The sequence below is a fragment of the Streptomyces sp. SDT5-1 genome (assembly GCF_052245995.1).
Taxonomy (GTDB): Bacteria; Actinomycetota; Actinomycetes; order Streptomycetales; family Streptomycetaceae; genus Streptomyces.
Genome location: NZ_CM125963.1, coordinates 1,413,582 through 1,431,234, shown reverse-complemented (window position 1 = coordinate 1,431,234; position 17,653 = coordinate 1,413,582). Strand labels below are relative to the sequence as shown.

The window sequence follows — 17,653 nt, the reverse complement described above, 5'->3', positions numbered from 1 at the left end:
TTCCGTGCACGTGCTCGACGACGGCTGGGAGCTGCGCGGCTGCCTGGGGGACACCTGGCGCTGGCTGTGCGGCCCCGGCCGCCCGGACGGAGAACCGGGCTGGTTCCCCGCACGGGTCCCCGGCTCCGTCCTCGACGATCTGCGAGTGGGCGGGCAGATCCCCGACCCGTACGTGGGCACCGACAGCCTGCTGACCGAATGGGTGCCGCAGCGCGCCTGGCTCCACCGACGCACCCTGGAGCTGCCCCGCCTGGCGTCGGGCGAGCGCGCACTGCTGCGCTTGGAGGGCGTCGACCACGAGGCGACCGTCCTCGTCGACGGCCACGAACTGGCTCACCACGAGGGCATGTTCGTGCCTTTCGAGGTCGACGTGAGCGCGTACGCGGACGGCGGCCCGCACGTACTCGCCGTCGTCGTCCACCCCGCACCGCCCGGGGAACCTCAGGTGGGCCGCACGGACCGGGTGCGCACTCACAAGACGCGCATGAACTACGGCTGGGACTTCTGCCCACGCCTCGTCCACCAGGGCATCTGGAAGCCGGTCCGGCTGGAGATCGCGGGGCCCGTGCGGCTCAAGGACGCGGTGGTCGGTGCGGACGGCTCCGGGAGCGTGCGGGTCGACGCCGAGGTCGAGGCGGCCGAACCGGGGACGCTCGAGGTGACCGTGCACGCCCCCGACGGCGCGCTCGTCGCCGAGCGGCACGTCCCGTTCGGTGCGGGGAACGGCACGGTGGTGGCGGAAGCGGTCGTGTCGCAGCCGGAGTTGTGGTGGCCCAACGGCCACGGTGACCGGCCGCTGTACACCGTGACCGTCCGGGCGTCGGGCGGAGAACCCGTCGTGCGCACGGTCGGCTTCCGCACGGTCCGGCTGGTGCCGAATCCCGGAGCGCCCGCCGATGCCCTGCCGTACACCGTCGAGGTCAACGGCCGCCGCGTTTACGCCAAGGGCTGGAACTGGGTGCCGCAGGACGCGCTCCACGGGGTCCCGCGCCCGGAACGGCTGGCGCATCTTCTGAACCTCGCCGCCGACGCGCACGTCACGCTGCTGCGGGTGTGGGGCGGCGGACTGATCGAGACCGAGGAGTTCTACTCCCTCTGCGACCGTCTCGGCCTGCTGGTGTGGCAGGAGTTCAGCCTCTCCAGCTCCGGCATCGACTCCGTCCCCGCGACCGACGACGCCTATCTCGACCTGATGGAACGTGAGGCGCGGACGATCGTGCCCGCACTGCGCCATCACCCGGCGCTGGCCCTGTGGGGGCCCGGCAACGAGCTCCACGACACGGCGACCGCCACACCGCTCGACGAGAAGTCCTCGCCGGTCGTCGGCAGGCTTGCCCGCGTCGTCGCCGAACTCGACCCCGATCGCTGCTGGCTCCCCGGCTCGCCGTCGGGGCGCGACTTCCTCAACACACGGGAGAACATCGAGCGGGCGCCGGACGGCCAGCACGACGTGCACGGCCCCTGGGAACACCAAGGGCTCGACGCCCACCAGGAGCTGTACGACGCCGGGACCAGTCTGCTGCACTCCGAGTTCGGTGTGGAGGGCATGGCCAACCGGCGTACCTGGGACGCCGTCGTGCCCGCCGAGGCCCAGTGGCCCACCGACCGCAGCAACCCCGTCATGGAACACCTCGGCGCCTGGTGGAACAACGCGCCGCTGGTGCAGCGCACGTTCGGCGGCCGGCTCGACAGCGTCGACCGGATGCGCCGGGCCAGCCAGCAACTCCAGTACGACGGCCTGCGGTACGCGGTGGAGGCGAACCTGCGGCGGGCGCCCCGCTCGTCCGGGGCCGTCCCCTGGCAGTTCAACGAGCCGTTCCCCAATGCCTGGTGCACGGCCGCCGTCGACCACCGGGGCGACCCCAAACCCGCGTACCACGGCGTGCGCCGCGCGTACCGCCCCGACCACGTGTGCGCGTCGTTCGCCACGCAGGCATGGGCGGGTCACGAGCGGTTCGCGGCACGGGTGCACGCGTGGCGCTCCGGGACGACGCGCGCGCGGATCGTGGCACTCGACGGGAGCGTGGTGCGGGAGAGCCGGGGCGCGGAGCTGACCCTGGAGACCGTGCAGCTGCCGGGTCCGCTCTTCCTGCTCGACCTCCAACTCCGTTCGAAGCGCGGCGAATTCGTCGCGGGGAACCGGTACGTCCACGCCGTCGGGCCCGACCTCTCCGCCTACCTCGACCTGCCCCCGGCCCACGTCACCCTCGACTGGACCCGCGACCGCCGCGCCCTGCGCCTCGCCCATGTCGAGGGCCCCGCCGCCCTCGGCCTCCACCTCACCGACGCCCGCCCCGTCGAAGCCCCTGGATGGGCGGTCTTCGGGGACAACATGCTCGATCTGCTGCCCGGTGAGACCGCCGAGGTGCCCGTCGCATGGCGCGACGCCCCCGAAGCGGGCCGCGCCGTACTGCTGGAAGGCTGGAATGTCGATGCCCGAGTCCTTGACTGAGCCGCTGGTGCTCCGCGGCGAGGCCGACGGCCTCCTGGAACTTCCCTACGTCGTCGCCCTGTTGACCGCAGACGGTGCCTGTCTTCCCGTGCCCGCGACTGGCGGCGACGGTGCGACGACCGTCACCGGACGGGCCCACGGCTTCCACGCCGCCCTCCGGCTCACCGGCGAGGGCTCCGCCCGCGCCGCGGAACTCACCGTCCGCCACGAGGGCACCGAACCCTTCGACGCCGGACTCCGCGTGGAGCTGCGGCTCGGCGCGAGCGACGACCCAGGCTGGCTGATCCCCGGCGCCTTCTACGGCGAGAACCGGCGAGCCGACTGCGCCCGCCCCTACCCGCGCTACGCCGCGGACGGCACGGACCCCACGGGCCTCACCGCATCCGCCTGGTCGTTCCGCGCCGACCGCTGCGGCACACCCGCCGTCTTCGCCCGCGACCGGCACGGCGGCGCCGCACTCGCCCTGGCCGAGACCGGACCGCTGGGTGAGCAGGGAGTCGGCTTCGCCCTCCTCGACGGCGACCGCCCGGCGCTGCGGCTGCACGCCCCGTACCGAGAGGAACCCGTCACGTACTACGGCTCCGGCACACCGCGGCCCGCCGACACGCCGCCGCACACCTGGCGCCCCGGCGAGGAACACACCCTGCGCTTCACCGTGCACCTCCTCGACACCGACCCGCACGCCTACGCGCCCGTGCTGCGCGCCCTGCACCAAGCCGTACCGGAGGGCGCGCCCGCGGCCTGGGTCGGCATCGACGAGGCCGCCGCGCTGTCCGCCGAGGGGCTGCACCGCTGGCACTACCGCAGCGATCCACCCGTCCTCCTGGAGACCGCCGCCTTCGACCGCGAAGCGCTCGGGGACGACGGAGACCGGCAGGCGATGCACGTCTCCTGGATCAGCGGCGTGCCCTACGCCCACGCCCTGCTGCTGCACGCACGACGGGTCGGCGACACCGACCGGGCCGCGGCGGCCGAAGCCGTCATCGACCACATCTGCGCCCACCGCACACCGGGCGGCACCTTCTGGGGCCAGTGGTCCCGCTCGCGCGGCTGGTCCGCCGGCTGGACCGGCGACGCCGACCGGCTGCACGCCCGCACCCTCGGCGACGCGACCCTGTTCACGCTGCGCGCCCTCGTCGCCGAACGGGCCCGCGGCCACGATCATCCGGACTGGGAGGCGGCCGTCCGCGACAACCTGGCCGCCGCGCTCGCCGGCCAGGACCCGAGCACCGGGCGCCTCGCCGCCGCCCACGACGTGCACACCGGCAAGGCACTCGACCACGAGGGCGCGGCGGGGCTCGCGTTCGTCGGCGCGCTGGTCGAGGCCGCCGAGGCCTTCGGGGAACGCGGCTACCTGGAGGCCGCCCGGCGCGCGGGCGCCGCGTTCGCCGACGACGTGCGCTCGGAATTCCTGTGCGGCGCCCCCGAGGACGTCTCCCTCGCCCCCACCTCCGAGGACGGCTACAACGCGATCATCGCGTACACGCTCCTCCACGAGGCAGGGGACCCCGACGGACGCTGGCTCGACCTGGCGCGCCGCGCCGCCGACTGGACGCTCACCTTCCGCTACACCTACGACGTCCACTTCGACGAGCACACCCTCCTCGCCCGCTACGGATTCCGCACCCGCGGCGCCGACCAGGCCTCGCCCTCCAACCAGCACCTGCACGCCTTCGGCCTGATCTGCCTGCCCGAGGCCGTCCGCCTCGCCCGGCACCTCGACGACCCGTACTACCTGCGTGCCACCCGCGAGAACCTCGACTGCTTCCGCCAGTTCGTCGCCCGCGCCGACGGAGACTTCAACGCCTACCGCGGCATGGTCAGCGAACGCTTCTACCAGACCGAGTGCTTCCAGGCGAAGGGCATGCTGCTCACGCTCTCCCACGCCTGGTCGGCGGGCGTGCTCCTGTACGCCTGCGAGCACGCCCGTGAACTGCCCGAGTTCCAGGAGGCACTGTGACCACGCCCGGAGCATCCTTCCCCGCCGGCTTCCGGTGGGGCACCTCCACCTCCGCGTACCAGGTCGAGGGTGCCGTCGACGCCGACGGGCGCGGTGAGTCGATCTGGGACCGGTTCTGCCGCGTGCCCGGCGCGATCGACGGCGGCGACACCGGCGACGTGTCCGTCGACCAGTACCGGCGCCGAGCCGACGACACCGCGCTCATGGCCGAACTCGGCACCAACGCCCACCGGTTCTCCCTCGCCTGGCCGCGCATCCTCCCCGAGGGCGTGGGACGGGTCGAGCAGCGGGGGCTGGACCACTACGACCGCTTCATCGACGGGCTGCTCGAGCGCGGCATCGAGCCGCTCGTCACCCTCTACCACTGGGACCTGCCTCAGGCCCTCCAGGAGCGCGGGGGCTGGCGGAACCGGGAGACCGCCGAGCGGTTCGCCGACTACGCGGCCCTCTGCTTCGACGCGTTCGGTGACCGCGTCCGGGACTGGGTCACGATCAACGAGCCCTGGATCGTGGGCCTCCTCGGGCACCAGCTCGGCCTGCACGCACCGGGCGAGAAGGACCTCAAGACCTCCGTCACCGTCATGCACCACCTGCTCCTCGCGCACGGCCTCGCGGTGCGCGAGCTGCGGAACACGGACCGGCCGGACTCGCGCGCGGGGATCGCGTACTCCCTGTTCCCGCACACCCCCGACGACCACGCGAGCACCGCCGACCGGGCCGCGGCCGAAGCCTCCGACGGCTACGTCAACCGCTGGTTCCTCGACCCCGTGCACGGCCGCGGCTACCCCGCGGACATGCGCGCCCACTGGGAACGGGCCGTGGGGGAGCTCGACTTCATCCAGGAAGGCGACCTCGACACGATCGCCGCGGGCAGCGACTTCATCGGCGTCAACTACTACACGCGCCGCATCGTCAGCGCCCGAAGCGGCGACGGCCCGTGGCCCTGGAAGGTCGAGGAGGGACGTCCCGACACCGAACGCACCGACCTCGGCTGGGAGGTCGTCCCGGGCGACCTGGAAGCGCTGCTCGTGCGCCTGCACCGCGAGCACCCGGGCGTGCCGCTCCTGATCACCGAGAACGGTGCCATCCACGGGGACGAGCCGGGTGACGACGGCCGCGTGCGCGACAACCGACGGATCTCCTTCCTGCACGCCCACCTCACCGCCGTGCACCGGGCGATGGCCGCGGGCGCCCCCGTGGAGGGCTACTACCACTGGTCGCTCCTCGACAACTTCGAGTGGGCGATGGGGTACTGGCCGCGCTTCGGGCTCGTGCACGTCGACCGCGAGACCCAGCGCCGCACGATCAAGGACAGCGGCCGCTGGTACGCGCGGGTGGCACGCTCGGGCGTGCTGCCGCCGCTGGACGCGGCCGGGCGATGAGCGGGGAGCCGCTGGCCGGGCTCGACATCGGCACGACCCATGTGAAGGCCGTGCTGTGCGACGCGGACGGGCGGGTCCTCGCCCGCGCCACGTCCCCGACCCCGTACGGAAGCACCCCTCACACCCACCCGGCGGACGGCCTCGTCGCCGCCGCGCTCGGGGCTCTGGCGCGGTGCGTACGGCAGGCCGGGCGCGCTCCCGCGGCCGTCGGGGTGACCGGGATGGCGGAGGCGGGCGTGCCGCTCGACGCCGACGGGCACGCCATCGGGCCCGTCCGCGCATGGTCCGACCCGGAACCGGCACCGCACGCGACACGTCTCGCCTCGGCACTCGGCGCACATCGACTCCACGCCCGCACGGGGGTGCTGCCCAGCCCGAAGGTGCCGCTCGCCAAGTGGTGTGCGCTGGTGGCCGATGATCCGGGACTGCCCGCGCGCATGCGGACGTGGGTGGGGGCCGCGGATCTCGTCGCCCACGCGCTCACGGGGGCGGTCGGCACGGATGCCACGTTCGCACAGCGCACCATGGCCTGGGACCCCGTCGAGCGGCAGTGGATCCCCGAACTGCTGGCGGAGGCCGGGCTCCGCGACACGCACATGCCCCGGGTGCGGGGAGTGGGCGAGCCCGTCGGACATGTCATCTCGCGGGTCACCGGTGAGACCGGGTTGCGCGCCGGGACACCTGTCGTCGTGGCCGGACACGACCACCTCGTCGGCGCGTGGGCCGCCGGAGTGCGCGGGCCCGGGCAGGTCGCCGACTCCATGGGCACCGCCGAGGCCGTCCTCACCGTCACAGCGGACCCGCCGGACCGGGCCGGTGCCGCCGCCGAAGGCATGTCCTGGGGCCGGCACGCCGACGGCACCCACTTCATCGTCCTCGCGGGCGCGGCCGGATCCGGTCTCCTGGTGGAGTGGTTCTGCGACCGCTTCCTCGACGCCGGCCTGCAAGGGGCGGACCGCTACGAGGAGTTCGCCCGGCTCGTCGCGACGCTGCCGGCGACCCCGTGCGGCCCGACCATCACCCCGTACGCCCGCGGACGCAGCGCCCCGAGCCCCGACCCCGACGCCCGGCTCGCGGTGCACGACCTGCGGATCGAGCACGGACCCGCCCACATCGCCCGCGCGATCCTGGAGGGCACGGCGCACCAGGCGCGATGGATGACGGACGTGCAGGCGCGACTGTGCGCGGCGGCGCCGGAATCGGTGACGCTGCTCGGCGGGTCGACCCGGCTGGCCGCCTGGACCGCGCTGAAGGCCGCCGTCGGGCCCTGGCCCACGCGGGTGTGCGCCGAGCCGGAGGCGCCCGGGCTCGGAGCGGCGCTGCTGGCGGGGGCGGCGATCGGCCTCGATCGCGCCCCCGCGGCGCCGTCGCGCCCCGTCGTCGCGGACGAGGCCACGGCACGGGCCCACCAGGCCCATCACCTGGACCGGTTCCTGCCGTTGGCGACCGGCGCCCCCGCGCCACGGCTCCGTGGCCGGACGACCCCACCCACCTTTCCGCAAACCAACCCAAGGAACGCACACCCATGACCCGCACCCCCGCCGTCGCCCACCTGGCCCGGGAGACCGGTACGTTCGCGATGGTCGCCGCCGATCAGCGCGACTCCCTGCGCACGATGATGGCCGAGCGCGCCGGCGTCCCCGGCAGGGACATCCCGGACGACCGGCTCACCGACTTCAAGCTCGCCGCCGCCCGCGAACTCGGCCCGTACGCCTCCGCGTTGCTCATCGACCGGGACTACGGCTACCGCCGCCTGATCGACGACAAGGTGCTCCCCGCGACCTGTGCCCCGATCCTCGCGGTGGACGTGCTCGACCAGCAGCCGGGCGGCCCCGTGGAGGGCACGTCCCTCGACGCGTCCGTGGACACCGCCGCCGTCGTCGCCGACGGCACCCGCGGCCTGAAGCTCCTCGTCATCTGGCGCCCCGACGACCAGCGCGAGCGCCGCGTCGCACTCGCCTCCCGTTTCATCGACCTGTGCCGCTCCGCGGGCCTCGCCTCCGTCCTCGAACCGGTGGCACGCCCGGCCCACGGCGACGAGGCGGCGTTCGACCTCAACGACGCCATCGTCGAGGCCGCCCGCGAACTCGCCCCGCTGCGCCCCTCGCTCTACAAGTGCCAGGTCCCCGACGGCGGCGTCGGCGGCCTCGCCCACCTGACCGAGCAGTCCGCCCGCATCGACGCCGTCGTCGACGTCCCCTGGGTCGTCCTCTCCCAGGGCGTCACGGCCCGCGACTTTCCGACGGCGGTGGAGGCCGCCTGCCGCGCCGGCGCCTCGGGCTTCCTCGCGGGCCGCGCCCTGTGGACCGACGCCCTCACCGGCGACCGCGACGCGGCGCTGCGGGGCCCGAGCGCCGACCGGCTCCGCCTGCTCGGCGACATCGTGGACGCCCACGGCCGCCCATGGTGGGACACCGCGGCGGTCCGCACGGAGGGAGCGGCATGAACACCGGCACCGCCCCGCGCGTCTGCGTTCTGCACACCGTCGCCTCCCTCCCCGCGACCTTCGACCCGCTGCTGCGCGAACTCGCCCCGCACGTACGCCCGTATCACGTCGTGGACGAGAGCCTGCTCGCAGACACCGTCGAGCACGGCCCACTGCCCCGCACGGCGGCCCGCCTCGCCGCCTACGTCCACCAGGCGGAGACGGCGGGCGCCGACGCCGTGCTCGTCACCTGCTCGTCCGTCGGCCCCTTCGTCGAACAGACGCGACCGCTCGCCGGGATCCCGGTGCTCCGCATCGACGAGCCGATGGCCGTCGAGGCCGTCCGCACCGGCAGCCGCATCGCGGTCCTCGCCACGCTCGAGTCGACACTCGCCCCGACCGCCGACCTGGTGCGCCGCGCCGCCGCCGACGAAGGCCGCAGCGTCACGCTGACCACCACCGCCTGCCCGGGCGCGTACGAGGCACGGACCGGCGGCGACCAGGACCGGCACGACGCGCTCATCGCCGCCGAGGCCCGCCGCCTCGCCGCCGACCACGACGTCCTTGTCCTCGCCCAGGCCTCCATGGCCGACGCACTCGCCGCTCTGCCGGCCGACGCGGTCGTCGTCCCCGTGCTCACCTCGCCGCGCTCCGGCACGGCCCAACTCTCCGCCCTGCCCCACAAGGGAGCCGACCTGTGAACCCGGACGACCCCTGGTGGCGCTCCGCCGTCATCTACCAGATCTACGTCCGCAGCTTCGCCGACAGCGACGGCGACGGCATCGGTGACCTTCCCGGCATCACCGCCCGTCTGCCGCATGTCGCCGACCTCGGCGCGGACGCCGTCTGGCTGACCCCGTTCTACCCGTCACCGATGCGGGACGGCGGCTACGACGTCGCCGACCACCGGGACGTCGACCCCCGCTTCGGCACGCTCGCCGACGCGGACGAACTCCTCGCACGCGCTCACACGTTGGGGCTGCGCGTCATCATCGACATCGTCCCCAACCACACCTCCGATCAGCATTCCTGGTTCCAGGGCGCCCTCGCCGCAGAGCCCGGCAGCCCGTCCCGCGCCCGCTACGTCTTCCGTGACGGCCGCGGCGCCGACGGCACCGAACCGCCCACCGACTGGCAGTCCGTCTTCGGCGGCCCCGCCTGGACCCGCGTACCCGACGGCCAGTGGTACCTCCACCTCTTCGACACCACCCAGCCCGACCTGGACTGGACCCACCCCGAGGTCGTCGCCGAGTTCCACGACGTCCTGCGTTTCTGGCTCGACCGCGGCGTCGACGGCTTCCGCTTCGACGTCGCCCACGGCATGGCCAAGGACCTCGCCGCACCCCTCCGCGACCTCGGCCCCGACCAGGTGCACCACCGCATCGTCGGCGACGGATGGCACGGCAGCCATCCGTTCTGGGACCGCGACGAGGTGCATGAACTGCTGCGCGGCTTCCGCCGCGTCACGGACTCCTACGCCCCGCCCCGCGTCACCGTCGCCGAGTCCTGGGCGGCCCTCGACCGACGCGGACACTACGTCCGCCCCGACGAACTCCACCAGGCCTTCAACTTCGACTTCCTCGGCACCGACTGGGACGGCGGCACGCTGCGCGCGACGATCGACCGCTCCCTCGCCCTCGCGGCCGAGGCCGGCGCCGCCCCCACGTGGGTTCTCTCCAACCACGACGTCGTACGCCACTCCTCCCGTCTCGCCCTGCCTCCCGGCACGGACATCGAGTCCTGGTTGTGGTCGGGCGGCACCGAGCCCCACGTGCCCCCGGCCACCGCCACTCGCCGGGCCCGCGCCGCCGCCCTGCTGCTCCTCGCCCTGCCCGGCGCCGCGTACCTCTACCAGGGCGAGGAACTGGGTCTCCCCGAGGTCGCGGACCTGCCCGCCGCCGTCCTCCAGGACCCGGTGCACCACCGCTCGGCGGGCGCCCGCAAGGGCCGGGACGGCTGCCGCGTACCGATCCCCTGGGAGCGTGCGGGCCCTTCGTACGGATTCGGTCCGGCCGCGTCCTGGCTGCCGCAGCCGCAGTCCTTCGCCGCGCTCTCGGTGGAGGCCCAGCGGGACGACCCCACCAGCACGCTGTCCCTCTACCGCGAGGCCCTCGGACTGCGCCGGGCACTGCTCACCGCGGACACCGCCCTGACCTGGAACTCCGCCGAAGCGGACCCCGTACTCGACTTCACGGTCGGCGCCCTGCGCTGCGTCGCCAACCCCACTCCCGAACCGGCCCTCCTCCCCTTCACGCCGGAGACACCCCCGGCCCTGACCAGCCTTCCCCTCCCGCCGACGGCCCGCCTGCTGCCACCGGACGCCACGGTGTGGTATCGGGTCGACGACGGCGAAGAGACATCAAGGGAGGGAGAGCCCGGGAGCTGAGCGGACCCCGGCTCCCACCCCCACGCGGCAGCCCGTTCCTCAGCCCACCACCGCCGCCCGCACACACAACACATCCGGCAGATGCGATGCCACCTGGTCCCACGTGTCGCCCTCGTCCGGGGACGCGTACACCTCGCCGTTGCGGTTGCCGAAGTAGATGCCCGCCGGGTCGTTGTCGTCCGTGCAGAGGGCGTCGCGGAGGACTGTGCCGTAGTGGTCGCCCTCGGGGAGGCCGTAGGTGAGGGGTTCCCAGGTGGCTCCGGCGTCCTGGGTGCGGTAGACGCGGCAGCGGTGGTCGGCCGGGACGCGGTCGATGTCCGCCGTGATGGGGAAGATGTACGCCGTGTCGCCCCGGTGCGGGTGCGCGGCGGCGGCGAAGCCGAAGGTGGAGGGGAGGCCCTCGCCGATGTCGAGCCACTTGCCGCCGCCGTCGTCGCTGCGGTACACGCCCCAGTGGTTCTGGAGGTAGAGGCGGTCGGGGTCGGCGGCGTCCCGCGTCACCTTGTGCACGCACTGGCCGAACTCGGGGTTCGGGTCGGGCAGGAAGACGGCCGCCACCCCGTTGTTCGCGGGGGACCAGCTCTGCCCGCCGTCGCTCGTGCGGAAGACGCCGGCCGTGGACACCGCCACCGTCACCGCGCGCGGGTCGCGGGCGTCCGTCAGAATCGTGTGCAGGCCCTCACCGCCGCCGCCCGGCACCCACTGCGAGCGCGTGGGGTGCTCCCACAGCGGGCGACACAGCTCGAAGGTCTCGCCGCGGTCCTCCGAGCGGTACAGCGCCGCGGGCTCCGTGCCCGCGTACACCACGTCCGGTTCGGAGGCGGAGGGGTGCAGCTGCCAGACCCGCTCGAGGGACGTGCCCGTGAACTCGGGGAACTTGACCGCGGGTTTGGGTGGCTCGGTCCAGGTGCGGCCCAGGTCGTCCGAGTGGAACACCGAGGGGCCGTAGTGCGCGCTGTCGCCGCCCGCGAGGAGCCGTGGCCGCTCCCCGCGGGTGTCGATGGCGACCGAGTACACCGCCTGCGCGTTGAAGTACGGGCTCTCGTCGAACTCGAACGGGTCCCCGTCGCGCTTGCGGCCCAGGAAGAGGCCCTTGCGGGTGCCCACGGCCAGTAGTACGTCCGTCATGCCGATACCTCCGAAACGTCGTTGTCTCCAGGTATCGGTCAGTCTGCACCCCACCACTGACAATGGCCCCCGCATCGGGCATCGCCGCAGGTCAGGCGGTTTGTCCCGCCTCCAGACCGGCCCCGTCGCGCGCCGTCAGCGGAAAGTGGCACGCCACCCGGTGACCCGCCGCGGCCGGCTCCGACACGGGCGGCTCCTCCGTCGCGCACACGTCCCGCGCGATCGGGCACCGCGTGCGGAACCGGCAGCCCGACGGAGGCTTCGCCGCCGACGGCGTCTCGCCGGTGAGCGGCGTGCCCACGGTCTCCGCCTCCGGGTCGGGCACGTTGACCGTGTCGAGCAGGCCGCGCGTGTACGGGTGCAGGGGATGCGCGTACACCTGCTCCGCCGGGCCCACCTCCACCAGCTTGCCGAGGTACATCACGCCGACCGTGTCCGCGAGGTAGCGGACCACCGCGAGGTCGTGCGAGATGAACAGATAGGTGAGGCCGCGTTCGCGTTGCAGTTCCCGCATCAGGTTCAGGATCTGCGCCTGGACCGAGACGTCGAGCGCCGACACCGGTTCGTCGGCCACCACCAGGTCCGGCGACAGAGTCAAGGCCCGTGCCAGGCCCAGGCGTTGGCGCTGGCCGCCGGAGAACTCGTGCGGGTAGCGGTGCACCGCGCCGCGCGGCAGGCCCACCGCGTCGAGGAGCTCGCCGATCAGCTTCTCCTGCTCGGCCCTGTCGCCGACGCCCTGGATGACGAGCGGCTCGCGCAGGATCTCGCCCACGCGCATGCGCGGGTCCATCGCCGCCGTCGAGTCCTGGAACATCAGCTGCACGTCGCGGCGGTGCGCCCGCCGTTCCGAGCGGGACAACGAGGCGCGGTCGCGGCCGGCGAACCGTACGGAACCCGACGTCGGCTCCTCCAGGCCCGCCACGATCCGGCCCAGCGTCGTCTTTCCGCAGCCGGACTCGCCGACCATGCCGAACGTCTCGCCCTTGCGGATGCTCAGCGACACCCCGCCGACGGCGCTGACCGTGCCGCGGCTGCGGGAGAACGGGCCGCCCTTGAGGGGGAACTCCTTGACCAGGGAGTCGAGTTCGACCAGGACGTCGCCGGGCGCCGACTGCGCGGGGATCGACGGCGGCGCGATCACCTCGTCGGCGTCCACCGCGGCCGCCTCGTGCGGCACCGGGTGGAAGCACGCGAACCGGTGCTCGGCCCCCTGCACCTCGTCCTCCTCCAGGAACGGCTCCAGGGTCCGGCAGTCGTCCGTCGCGAACAGGCAGCGCGGCGCGAACCGGCAGCCCGTGGGCCGCACCGTCAGGCTCGGCGGCAGGCCGGGGATGGTGTGCAGCTGCGTCTCGTTGTCCGCCGCGCGCTCGGGCAGCGCCGCGAACAGCGCCTCCGTGTAGCGGTGCCGCGGGCGGGCGAACAGGCCGCGCACGTCCGACTGCTCCGCCACCTGGCCCGCGTACATCACCGCCACCCGGTCGACCCGGTTCGCGATGACGCCGAGGTCGTGCGTCACCAGGATCATCGCCATGCCGAGCCGCTCGCGCAGGTCGTCGATGAGTTCGAGGATCTGGTGCTGGGTCGTCACGTCGAGGGCGGTCGTCGGTTCGTCGGCGATCAGCAGCTTCGGCTCGCAGACCAGGGCCATCGCGATCGCGACGCGCTGCCGCATGCCGCCGGACAGCTGGTGCGGGTACGCCTTCATGCGCTCCGCCGGCTGCGGCATGCCGACCAGGCGCAGCGTCTCCTCGGCGCGCGCCCACGCCTCCTTCTTGGTCACGCCCCGGTGGAGGAGCAGCGGCTCCGCGACCTGCGCGCCGATCGTCATGGTCGGGTTGAGGGAGGTCAGCGGGTCCTGGAAGACCATGCCGATGGTGTTGCCGCGGACGTCCTGGAGGACCGGGGCGGGCGCCGCCGCGAGGTCCTGGCCGTCGAAGAGGATGCGGCCGCCCGTGACCTCGCCGCCGGACGGCAGCAGGCCGAGCACCGACAGGGCCGTCATGGTCTTGCCGCAGCCGGACTCGCCGACGATGCCGAGGGCCTCGCCGGGCGCGAGGTCGAGGGAGACACCGTCGAGGGCGTGCACCGTGCGGTCGCGCGTGGCGATGTCGACGCGGAGGTCCTCGATGCGGAGCAGGGGAGTCGTCATGGTCGTGGTGCGGCCCTTCTCGCCGGTCGGATGCCGTGGTGCGTACGTCACTTGCGCAGCCGTACTTCGAACGCGTCGCGCAGCCCGTCGCCGATGAAGTTGAACGCGGCGACGACCAGGACGATCGCGATGCCCGGCGGGAAGATCAGCCACCAGTAGCCGTTCTGCGTGTAGGTGATGCCGGAGGACAGCATCGAGCCCCAGTCGGCGGACGGCGGCGGGATCGACAGGCCGAGGAAGGCCAGGTAGCTGACGTAGAGGATGGCGTCGGCGATCTGGAACGTGCAGTTGACGATGACCGTGCCGATGGCGTTCGGGACGATGTGCTTGAAGACGGCGCGGGCGCCGCCACCGCCCATCATCCGCATCGCCTGGACGTACTCGCGGTTGCGCAGCGACAGCGCCTCGCCGCGCACCAGGCGGGCGGGGGAGAGCCAGGCGACGCCCGCGATGATGAGGATCAGGATGCCCTTGCTGGGCGTGATGATCGCGGCGACGACGACCAGGAGGAACATCGCCGGTATGGCGAGCGCGGCGTCGGTGACGCGCATCATCGCGGCGTCGACCCAGCCGCCGAAGTATCCGGCGACGGCGCCGTAGACGGTGCCGAAGAGGGTCGCCAGGAGGCCGGCCGCGAGGCCGATCTCCAGGGACGTCTGCCCGGCGACCATGAGGCGGCCCACCATGTCGTAGCCGAGGTCGGTGGTGCCGAGCAGGTGACCGGAGGCGCCGGGCGCGAGGTTCGCCTGGGAGAGGTTCGTGTGCACCTGCTCGGTGGGGTGCAGCAGCGGGCCCAGGTAGCAGAAGGCGAGCAGCAGGACGAGCAGCACGACGCCGCTGAGGGCGAGCTTGTTGCCCGTGAACACGCGCAGGGTGCGGCGGGCCAGCGAGGGGGTGGCCTGCGCGGCCTCCTCGTGCCCGGGTATCGCAGAAGTAACAGCGGTCGTCATGCCACGCTCCGGATCCGCGGGTCGAGGACGGCGTACAGGATGTCGGTGAGCAGCGAGCCGAGGACGGTCGCGATGCCGACGACGAGGGTGACGCCGAGGAGGACGGGGAAGTCCGAGCCCTGCGCGGCGTTCCAGAAGAGCAGCCCCATGCCGGGGTAGTTGAACATCGACTCGACGACGAGGGCGCCGCTGAACAGCGTCGGGAGGTAGAGGCCGAGGAGCGTGGCGAGCGGGATCAGGGCGTTGCGCAGCACGTGCTTGACCATGATCCGGCGGCTCGACTGGCCCTTCGCCATGGCCGTGCGCACGTACTCCTCGGTGAGGTTGTCGAGGACGGCCGAGCGCATGTAGCGGCTGAACATGGCCACGATGCCGAATGCCATGGTCACGACCGGCAGGATCAACCCCGGTATGTCCCCGAGGAGTTCCCCGATCGTCTCGCCCTGCGGGGCCTCCGCGGGGAAGATCGGCAGCACCTGCGCGAACAGGATGATCATGATGAGGCCGAGGAAGAACACGGGCGTCGCGTACATCAGGAACGCGAGACCGGTCAGCGCGTAGTCGGACGCCTTGCCGCGCCGCACCGCCTGGAGCAGTCCGAGCGGCACCGCAATGACGACGGCGAGGACGGTCGACAGCACCGTCAGCAGCAGCGTCTTCGGCAGCCGCTGGGTGAGCAGGTCCAGGACCGGCGAGTTGAGCTTGTACGACTCGCCGAGGTCGCCGGTCAGCAGCCGCTTGAGGTACATCAGGTACTGCGTCGGCAGCGAACGGTCGTAGCCCTGCTGGTGGTTGAAGTGCGCGATCTGCTCCGGTGTGCCCTTGGGGCCGAGGATGGCCCGCGCGGGGCCGCCCGGCAGCAGGTGGAGCAGCGTGAAGACGATGATCGACACGAGGAACAGGACGACGAGCGCCTGAAGGAAACGCTTGACCAGAAAGCCGGTCACTGCGCGGCTCCCTTCTTGACGTTCTTGGAATCCTTGACGAAGTACCAGTGCGACGGCTGGAACGTCACGGTCGGGTTCTGTTCGATGCCGCGCAGATCGTTCCTGATCACCGACACCTGGTAGGCCGGGTTCGGCATCCACATCACCGGCAGCTGCTCCGCGAGGTACTCGCCGTACGCGTGCACGGCCTTCATGTCGGGCGCGTACTGCACGGCGCGGATGAGGCGGTCGGCCTTCTCGTCGCTGTAGTTGCCGAAGTTGGAGGAGGCGCCGGTGGAGAAGAGCTGTTCGCCGCTCGGGTTGAGCGGGTAGTACCAGCTGCCCGCGGTGCCGAAGAAGGACATGTCCCAGTTGCAGCCCGGGTCCTTGGCCTTGCACGGAACGGAGTTTCCGAGCACGGAGTTCAGCGGCTGCTGGCGGACCGTCAGGTCGATGCCGGCCTTGCTGAGCGAGGACTTGAGCTCCTGCATCATGTTCGTCGTCTCGGTCGAGCCGGACTGCGAGAGCAGGGTCAGCTCCAGCGGGTCGTTCTTCCCGATGCCCTTGCCGCACTCGTCGTCGCCGGTGCCGGGCCGCACGCAGCGCGCCGTGCCGTCGACCGTCCGCCAGCCGTGCGCCGTGAGCAGCGCCTTGGCCTTGGCGACGGAGAACGGGTACTGGTTGTGCGCCATGTCCTTCGACAAGTACTGGCTCTTCGGCGTGACCGGCACCGGGCCCAGCGTCGGTGTGGCGCTGCCCTGCCAGACGACGTCGCTCATCGCCTTCTGGTCGACGAGGTGCTGCATCGCCCGCCGGATGTAGAGCTGGTTCATCGCGGGCCCGGCGTGCGTGGAGTTGAAGTTGTAGACGATGTAGGTGACCGCCCAGCCCTCCCACGGGTCGACGCGGTACCCCTTGCCCTCGAACTTCTCCTTCTGCGCCATCACCGACGGCGGGATGTAGCCGTAGTCGACGCCGCCGGAGCGCAGCACGTTGTACTCGGAGTCGGCGGTGGTGAACGGCTTGAAGACCACCTTGTCGAGGTGCGGGCGCTCCGACTTCGGGCCGGTGTACTTCTCGTTCGGGACGAGTGTCACCTGTCCGTTGTCCCGCCATCCGGCGAGCTTCCAGGGCCCGTTGACCGTCTTCCACAGCGGGTCGCTGCCGTACGAGCCGAGGCTCTTGGCGTGCCGGGTGAGGCGGGCGAAGACGGCCTTGGCGCCCTTGGTGGTGCGGTCGAAGTCGCCGACCTTCCCTCCGTCGGTCTTCGCGTCCCACGCGTGCTGGGGGAGCGCTCGCATCAGCGAGAGCTGGTTGGCGGTGAACCAGTCCGGGTTGTACGCGCGGTCCAGGTGCAGCCGTACGGTGTGGTCGCCGACGGCCTCGAACCGCTTGACGTTGTCGGGCATGGTGCCGACCGAGTAGCTGCCCCAGTCGGCTTTGTTCGCCTTGACGAGGTTGAACCAGAACTCGAGGTCGCGGGAGGTCACTTCGGTGCCGTCGGACCACGTCACGCCCTTGCGCAGCGGCACGGTCACCGTCTTGTTCCCGTCGCTGTACTCCGGCTCCAGGCCGAGCGTGCTCGGTCCGTGCGTGACCAGCTCGCCCTTCTTCTGCACGGCGTCGTACACCGGCATGAAGAGCTGCGACTGGATGCCGTAGTTGTACGAGGCGCCGTAGCCGGGCGCGCCGATCGGGAAGATCCAGTTCGGCGTGGCCGCGGGCGGCAGGGCCATGGTGGCCGTGCCGCCCTCGACCGGGGTGCCGCCCGTCGGGCCCATGGCGATGCCGCCGGCCTCACGCGTGCAGCCGGTGAGCGCCACGAGCGCCGCCGCGAGGGCGAGCGCGGCGGGCGCCTTTGACCTGAGGGAACGCATGCCGAAGGGCCTCCAAGG

General features: G+C 72.6%; 12 protein-coding genes. 7 read left to right on the top strand and 5 right to left on the bottom strand.

What is annotated here, in order from left to right:
* The first annotated feature begins 4 nt into the window (after positions 1–4).
* From ACTWJ8_RS06780 to ACTWJ8_RS06750, 7 genes are read left to right on the top strand one after another with little or no spacing between them, the layout of a single operon-like run.
* Positions 5–2,452 (top strand): glycoside hydrolase family 2 protein, encoded by a 2,448-nt coding sequence (locus ACTWJ8_RS06780; protein WP_443263293.1) that lies wholly within the window; start codon positions 5–7, stop codon positions 2,450–2,452.
* Positions 2,433–4,412, top strand: a complete 1,980-nt coding sequence (locus ACTWJ8_RS06775) for a hypothetical protein (protein ID WP_443263292.1) — start codon at positions 2,433–2,435, stop codon at positions 4,410–4,412. Before ACTWJ8_RS06780 ends, ACTWJ8_RS06775 begins: the two co-directional genes overlap by 20 nt.
* Positions 4,409–5,794 carry a GH1 family beta-glucosidase gene (locus ACTWJ8_RS06770; RefSeq protein ID WP_443263291.1) on the top strand — a complete coding sequence of 462 codons (1,386 nt, stop codon included), beginning with the start codon at positions 4,409–4,411 and terminating at the stop codon, positions 5,792–5,794. Before ACTWJ8_RS06775 ends, ACTWJ8_RS06770 begins: the two co-directional genes overlap by 4 nt.
* Complete coding sequence (locus tag ACTWJ8_RS06765) at positions 5,791–7,323, top strand: FGGY-family carbohydrate kinase (protein WP_356383723.1); 1,533 nt, start codon at positions 5,791–5,793, stop codon at positions 7,321–7,323. The genes ACTWJ8_RS06770 and ACTWJ8_RS06765 overlap by 4 nt, the downstream gene beginning before the upstream one ends.
* The gene (locus ACTWJ8_RS06760) at positions 7,320–8,240 is read left to right on the top strand and encodes a hypothetical protein (protein WP_443263290.1); all 921 of its coding nucleotides are present in this window, start codon (positions 7,320–7,322) and stop codon (positions 8,238–8,240) included. Before ACTWJ8_RS06765 ends, ACTWJ8_RS06760 begins: the two co-directional genes overlap by 4 nt.
* On the top strand, positions 8,237–8,920 hold the full coding sequence (locus ACTWJ8_RS06755) for an aspartate/glutamate racemase family protein (RefSeq protein WP_443263289.1): 684 nt from the start codon (positions 8,237–8,239) through the stop codon (positions 8,918–8,920). Before ACTWJ8_RS06760 ends, ACTWJ8_RS06755 begins: the two co-directional genes overlap by 4 nt.
* Entirely contained in the window at positions 8,917–10,605 is a 1,689-nt protein-coding gene (locus ACTWJ8_RS06750; RefSeq protein ID WP_443263288.1) for an alpha-amylase family glycosyl hydrolase, read from the top strand. Before ACTWJ8_RS06755 ends, ACTWJ8_RS06750 begins: the two co-directional genes overlap by 4 nt.
* 39 nt (positions 10,606–10,644) lie before the next feature.
* On the opposite strand, the gene ACTWJ8_RS06745 is transcribed toward ACTWJ8_RS06750, so the two are convergent.
* The 5 genes from ACTWJ8_RS06745 to ACTWJ8_RS06725 form a co-directional block, all read right to left on the bottom strand.
* Positions 10,645–11,733, bottom strand: a complete 1,089-nt coding sequence (locus tag ACTWJ8_RS06745) for a WD40/YVTN/BNR-like repeat-containing protein (RefSeq protein ID WP_443263287.1) — start codon at positions 11,731–11,733, stop codon at positions 10,645–10,647.
* 91 nt (positions 11,734–11,824) lie between these two features.
* Positions 11,825–13,882: an ABC transporter ATP-binding protein gene (locus ACTWJ8_RS06740; protein WP_443264825.1), complete on the bottom strand. Its 2,058-nt coding sequence runs from the start codon at positions 13,880–13,882 to the stop codon at positions 11,825–11,827.
* A 47-nt stretch (positions 13,883–13,929) separates the two neighbouring features.
* Entirely contained in the window at positions 13,930–14,832 is a 903-nt protein-coding gene (locus tag ACTWJ8_RS06735; RefSeq protein WP_356383738.1) for an ABC transporter permease, read from the bottom strand.
* Entirely contained in the window at positions 14,829–15,779 is a 951-nt protein-coding gene (locus ACTWJ8_RS06730) for an ABC transporter permease (protein WP_356383741.1), read from the bottom strand. The genes ACTWJ8_RS06735 and ACTWJ8_RS06730 overlap by 4 nt, the downstream gene beginning before the upstream one ends.
* Positions 15,776–17,635, bottom strand: coding sequence for a peptide ABC transporter substrate-binding protein (locus ACTWJ8_RS06725; RefSeq protein ID WP_443263286.1), 1,860 nt, complete (start codon positions 17,633–17,635; stop codon positions 15,776–15,778). The genes ACTWJ8_RS06730 and ACTWJ8_RS06725 overlap by 4 nt, the downstream gene beginning before the upstream one ends.
* Positions 17,636–17,653: the final 18 nt, after the last annotated feature.

What these genes read in the sequence shown, in the direction of transcription:
- ACTWJ8_RS06765 (WP_356383723.1), top strand. Translation starts at nt 5,791, where the DNA reads ATGAGCGGGGAGCCGCTGGCCGGGCTCGACATCGGCACGACCCATGTG.
- ACTWJ8_RS06745 (WP_443263287.1), bottom strand. Translation starts at nt 11,733, where the DNA reads ATGACGGACGTACTACTGGCCGTGGGCACCCGCAAGGGCCTCTTCCTG.
- ACTWJ8_RS06735 (WP_356383738.1), bottom strand. Translation starts at nt 14,832, where the DNA reads ATGACGACCGCTGTTACTTCTGCGATACCCGGGCACGAGGAGGCCGCG.
- ACTWJ8_RS06760 (WP_443263290.1), top strand. Translation starts at nt 7,320, where the DNA reads ATGACCCGCACCCCCGCCGTCGCCCACCTGGCCCGGGAGACCGGTACG.
- ACTWJ8_RS06740 (WP_443264825.1), bottom strand. Translation starts at nt 13,882, where the DNA reads ATGACGACTCCCCTGCTCCGCATCGAGGACCTCCGCGTCGACATCGCC.
- ACTWJ8_RS06755 (WP_443263289.1), top strand. Translation starts at nt 8,237, where the DNA reads ATGAACACCGGCACCGCCCCGCGCGTCTGCGTTCTGCACACCGTCGCC.
- ACTWJ8_RS06725 (WP_443263286.1), bottom strand. Translation starts at nt 17,635, where the DNA reads ATGCGTTCCCTCAGGTCAAAGGCGCCCGCCGCGCTCGCCCTCGCGGCG.
- ACTWJ8_RS06775 (WP_443263292.1), top strand. Translation starts at nt 2,433, where the DNA reads ATGCCCGAGTCCTTGACTGAGCCGCTGGTGCTCCGCGGCGAGGCCGAC.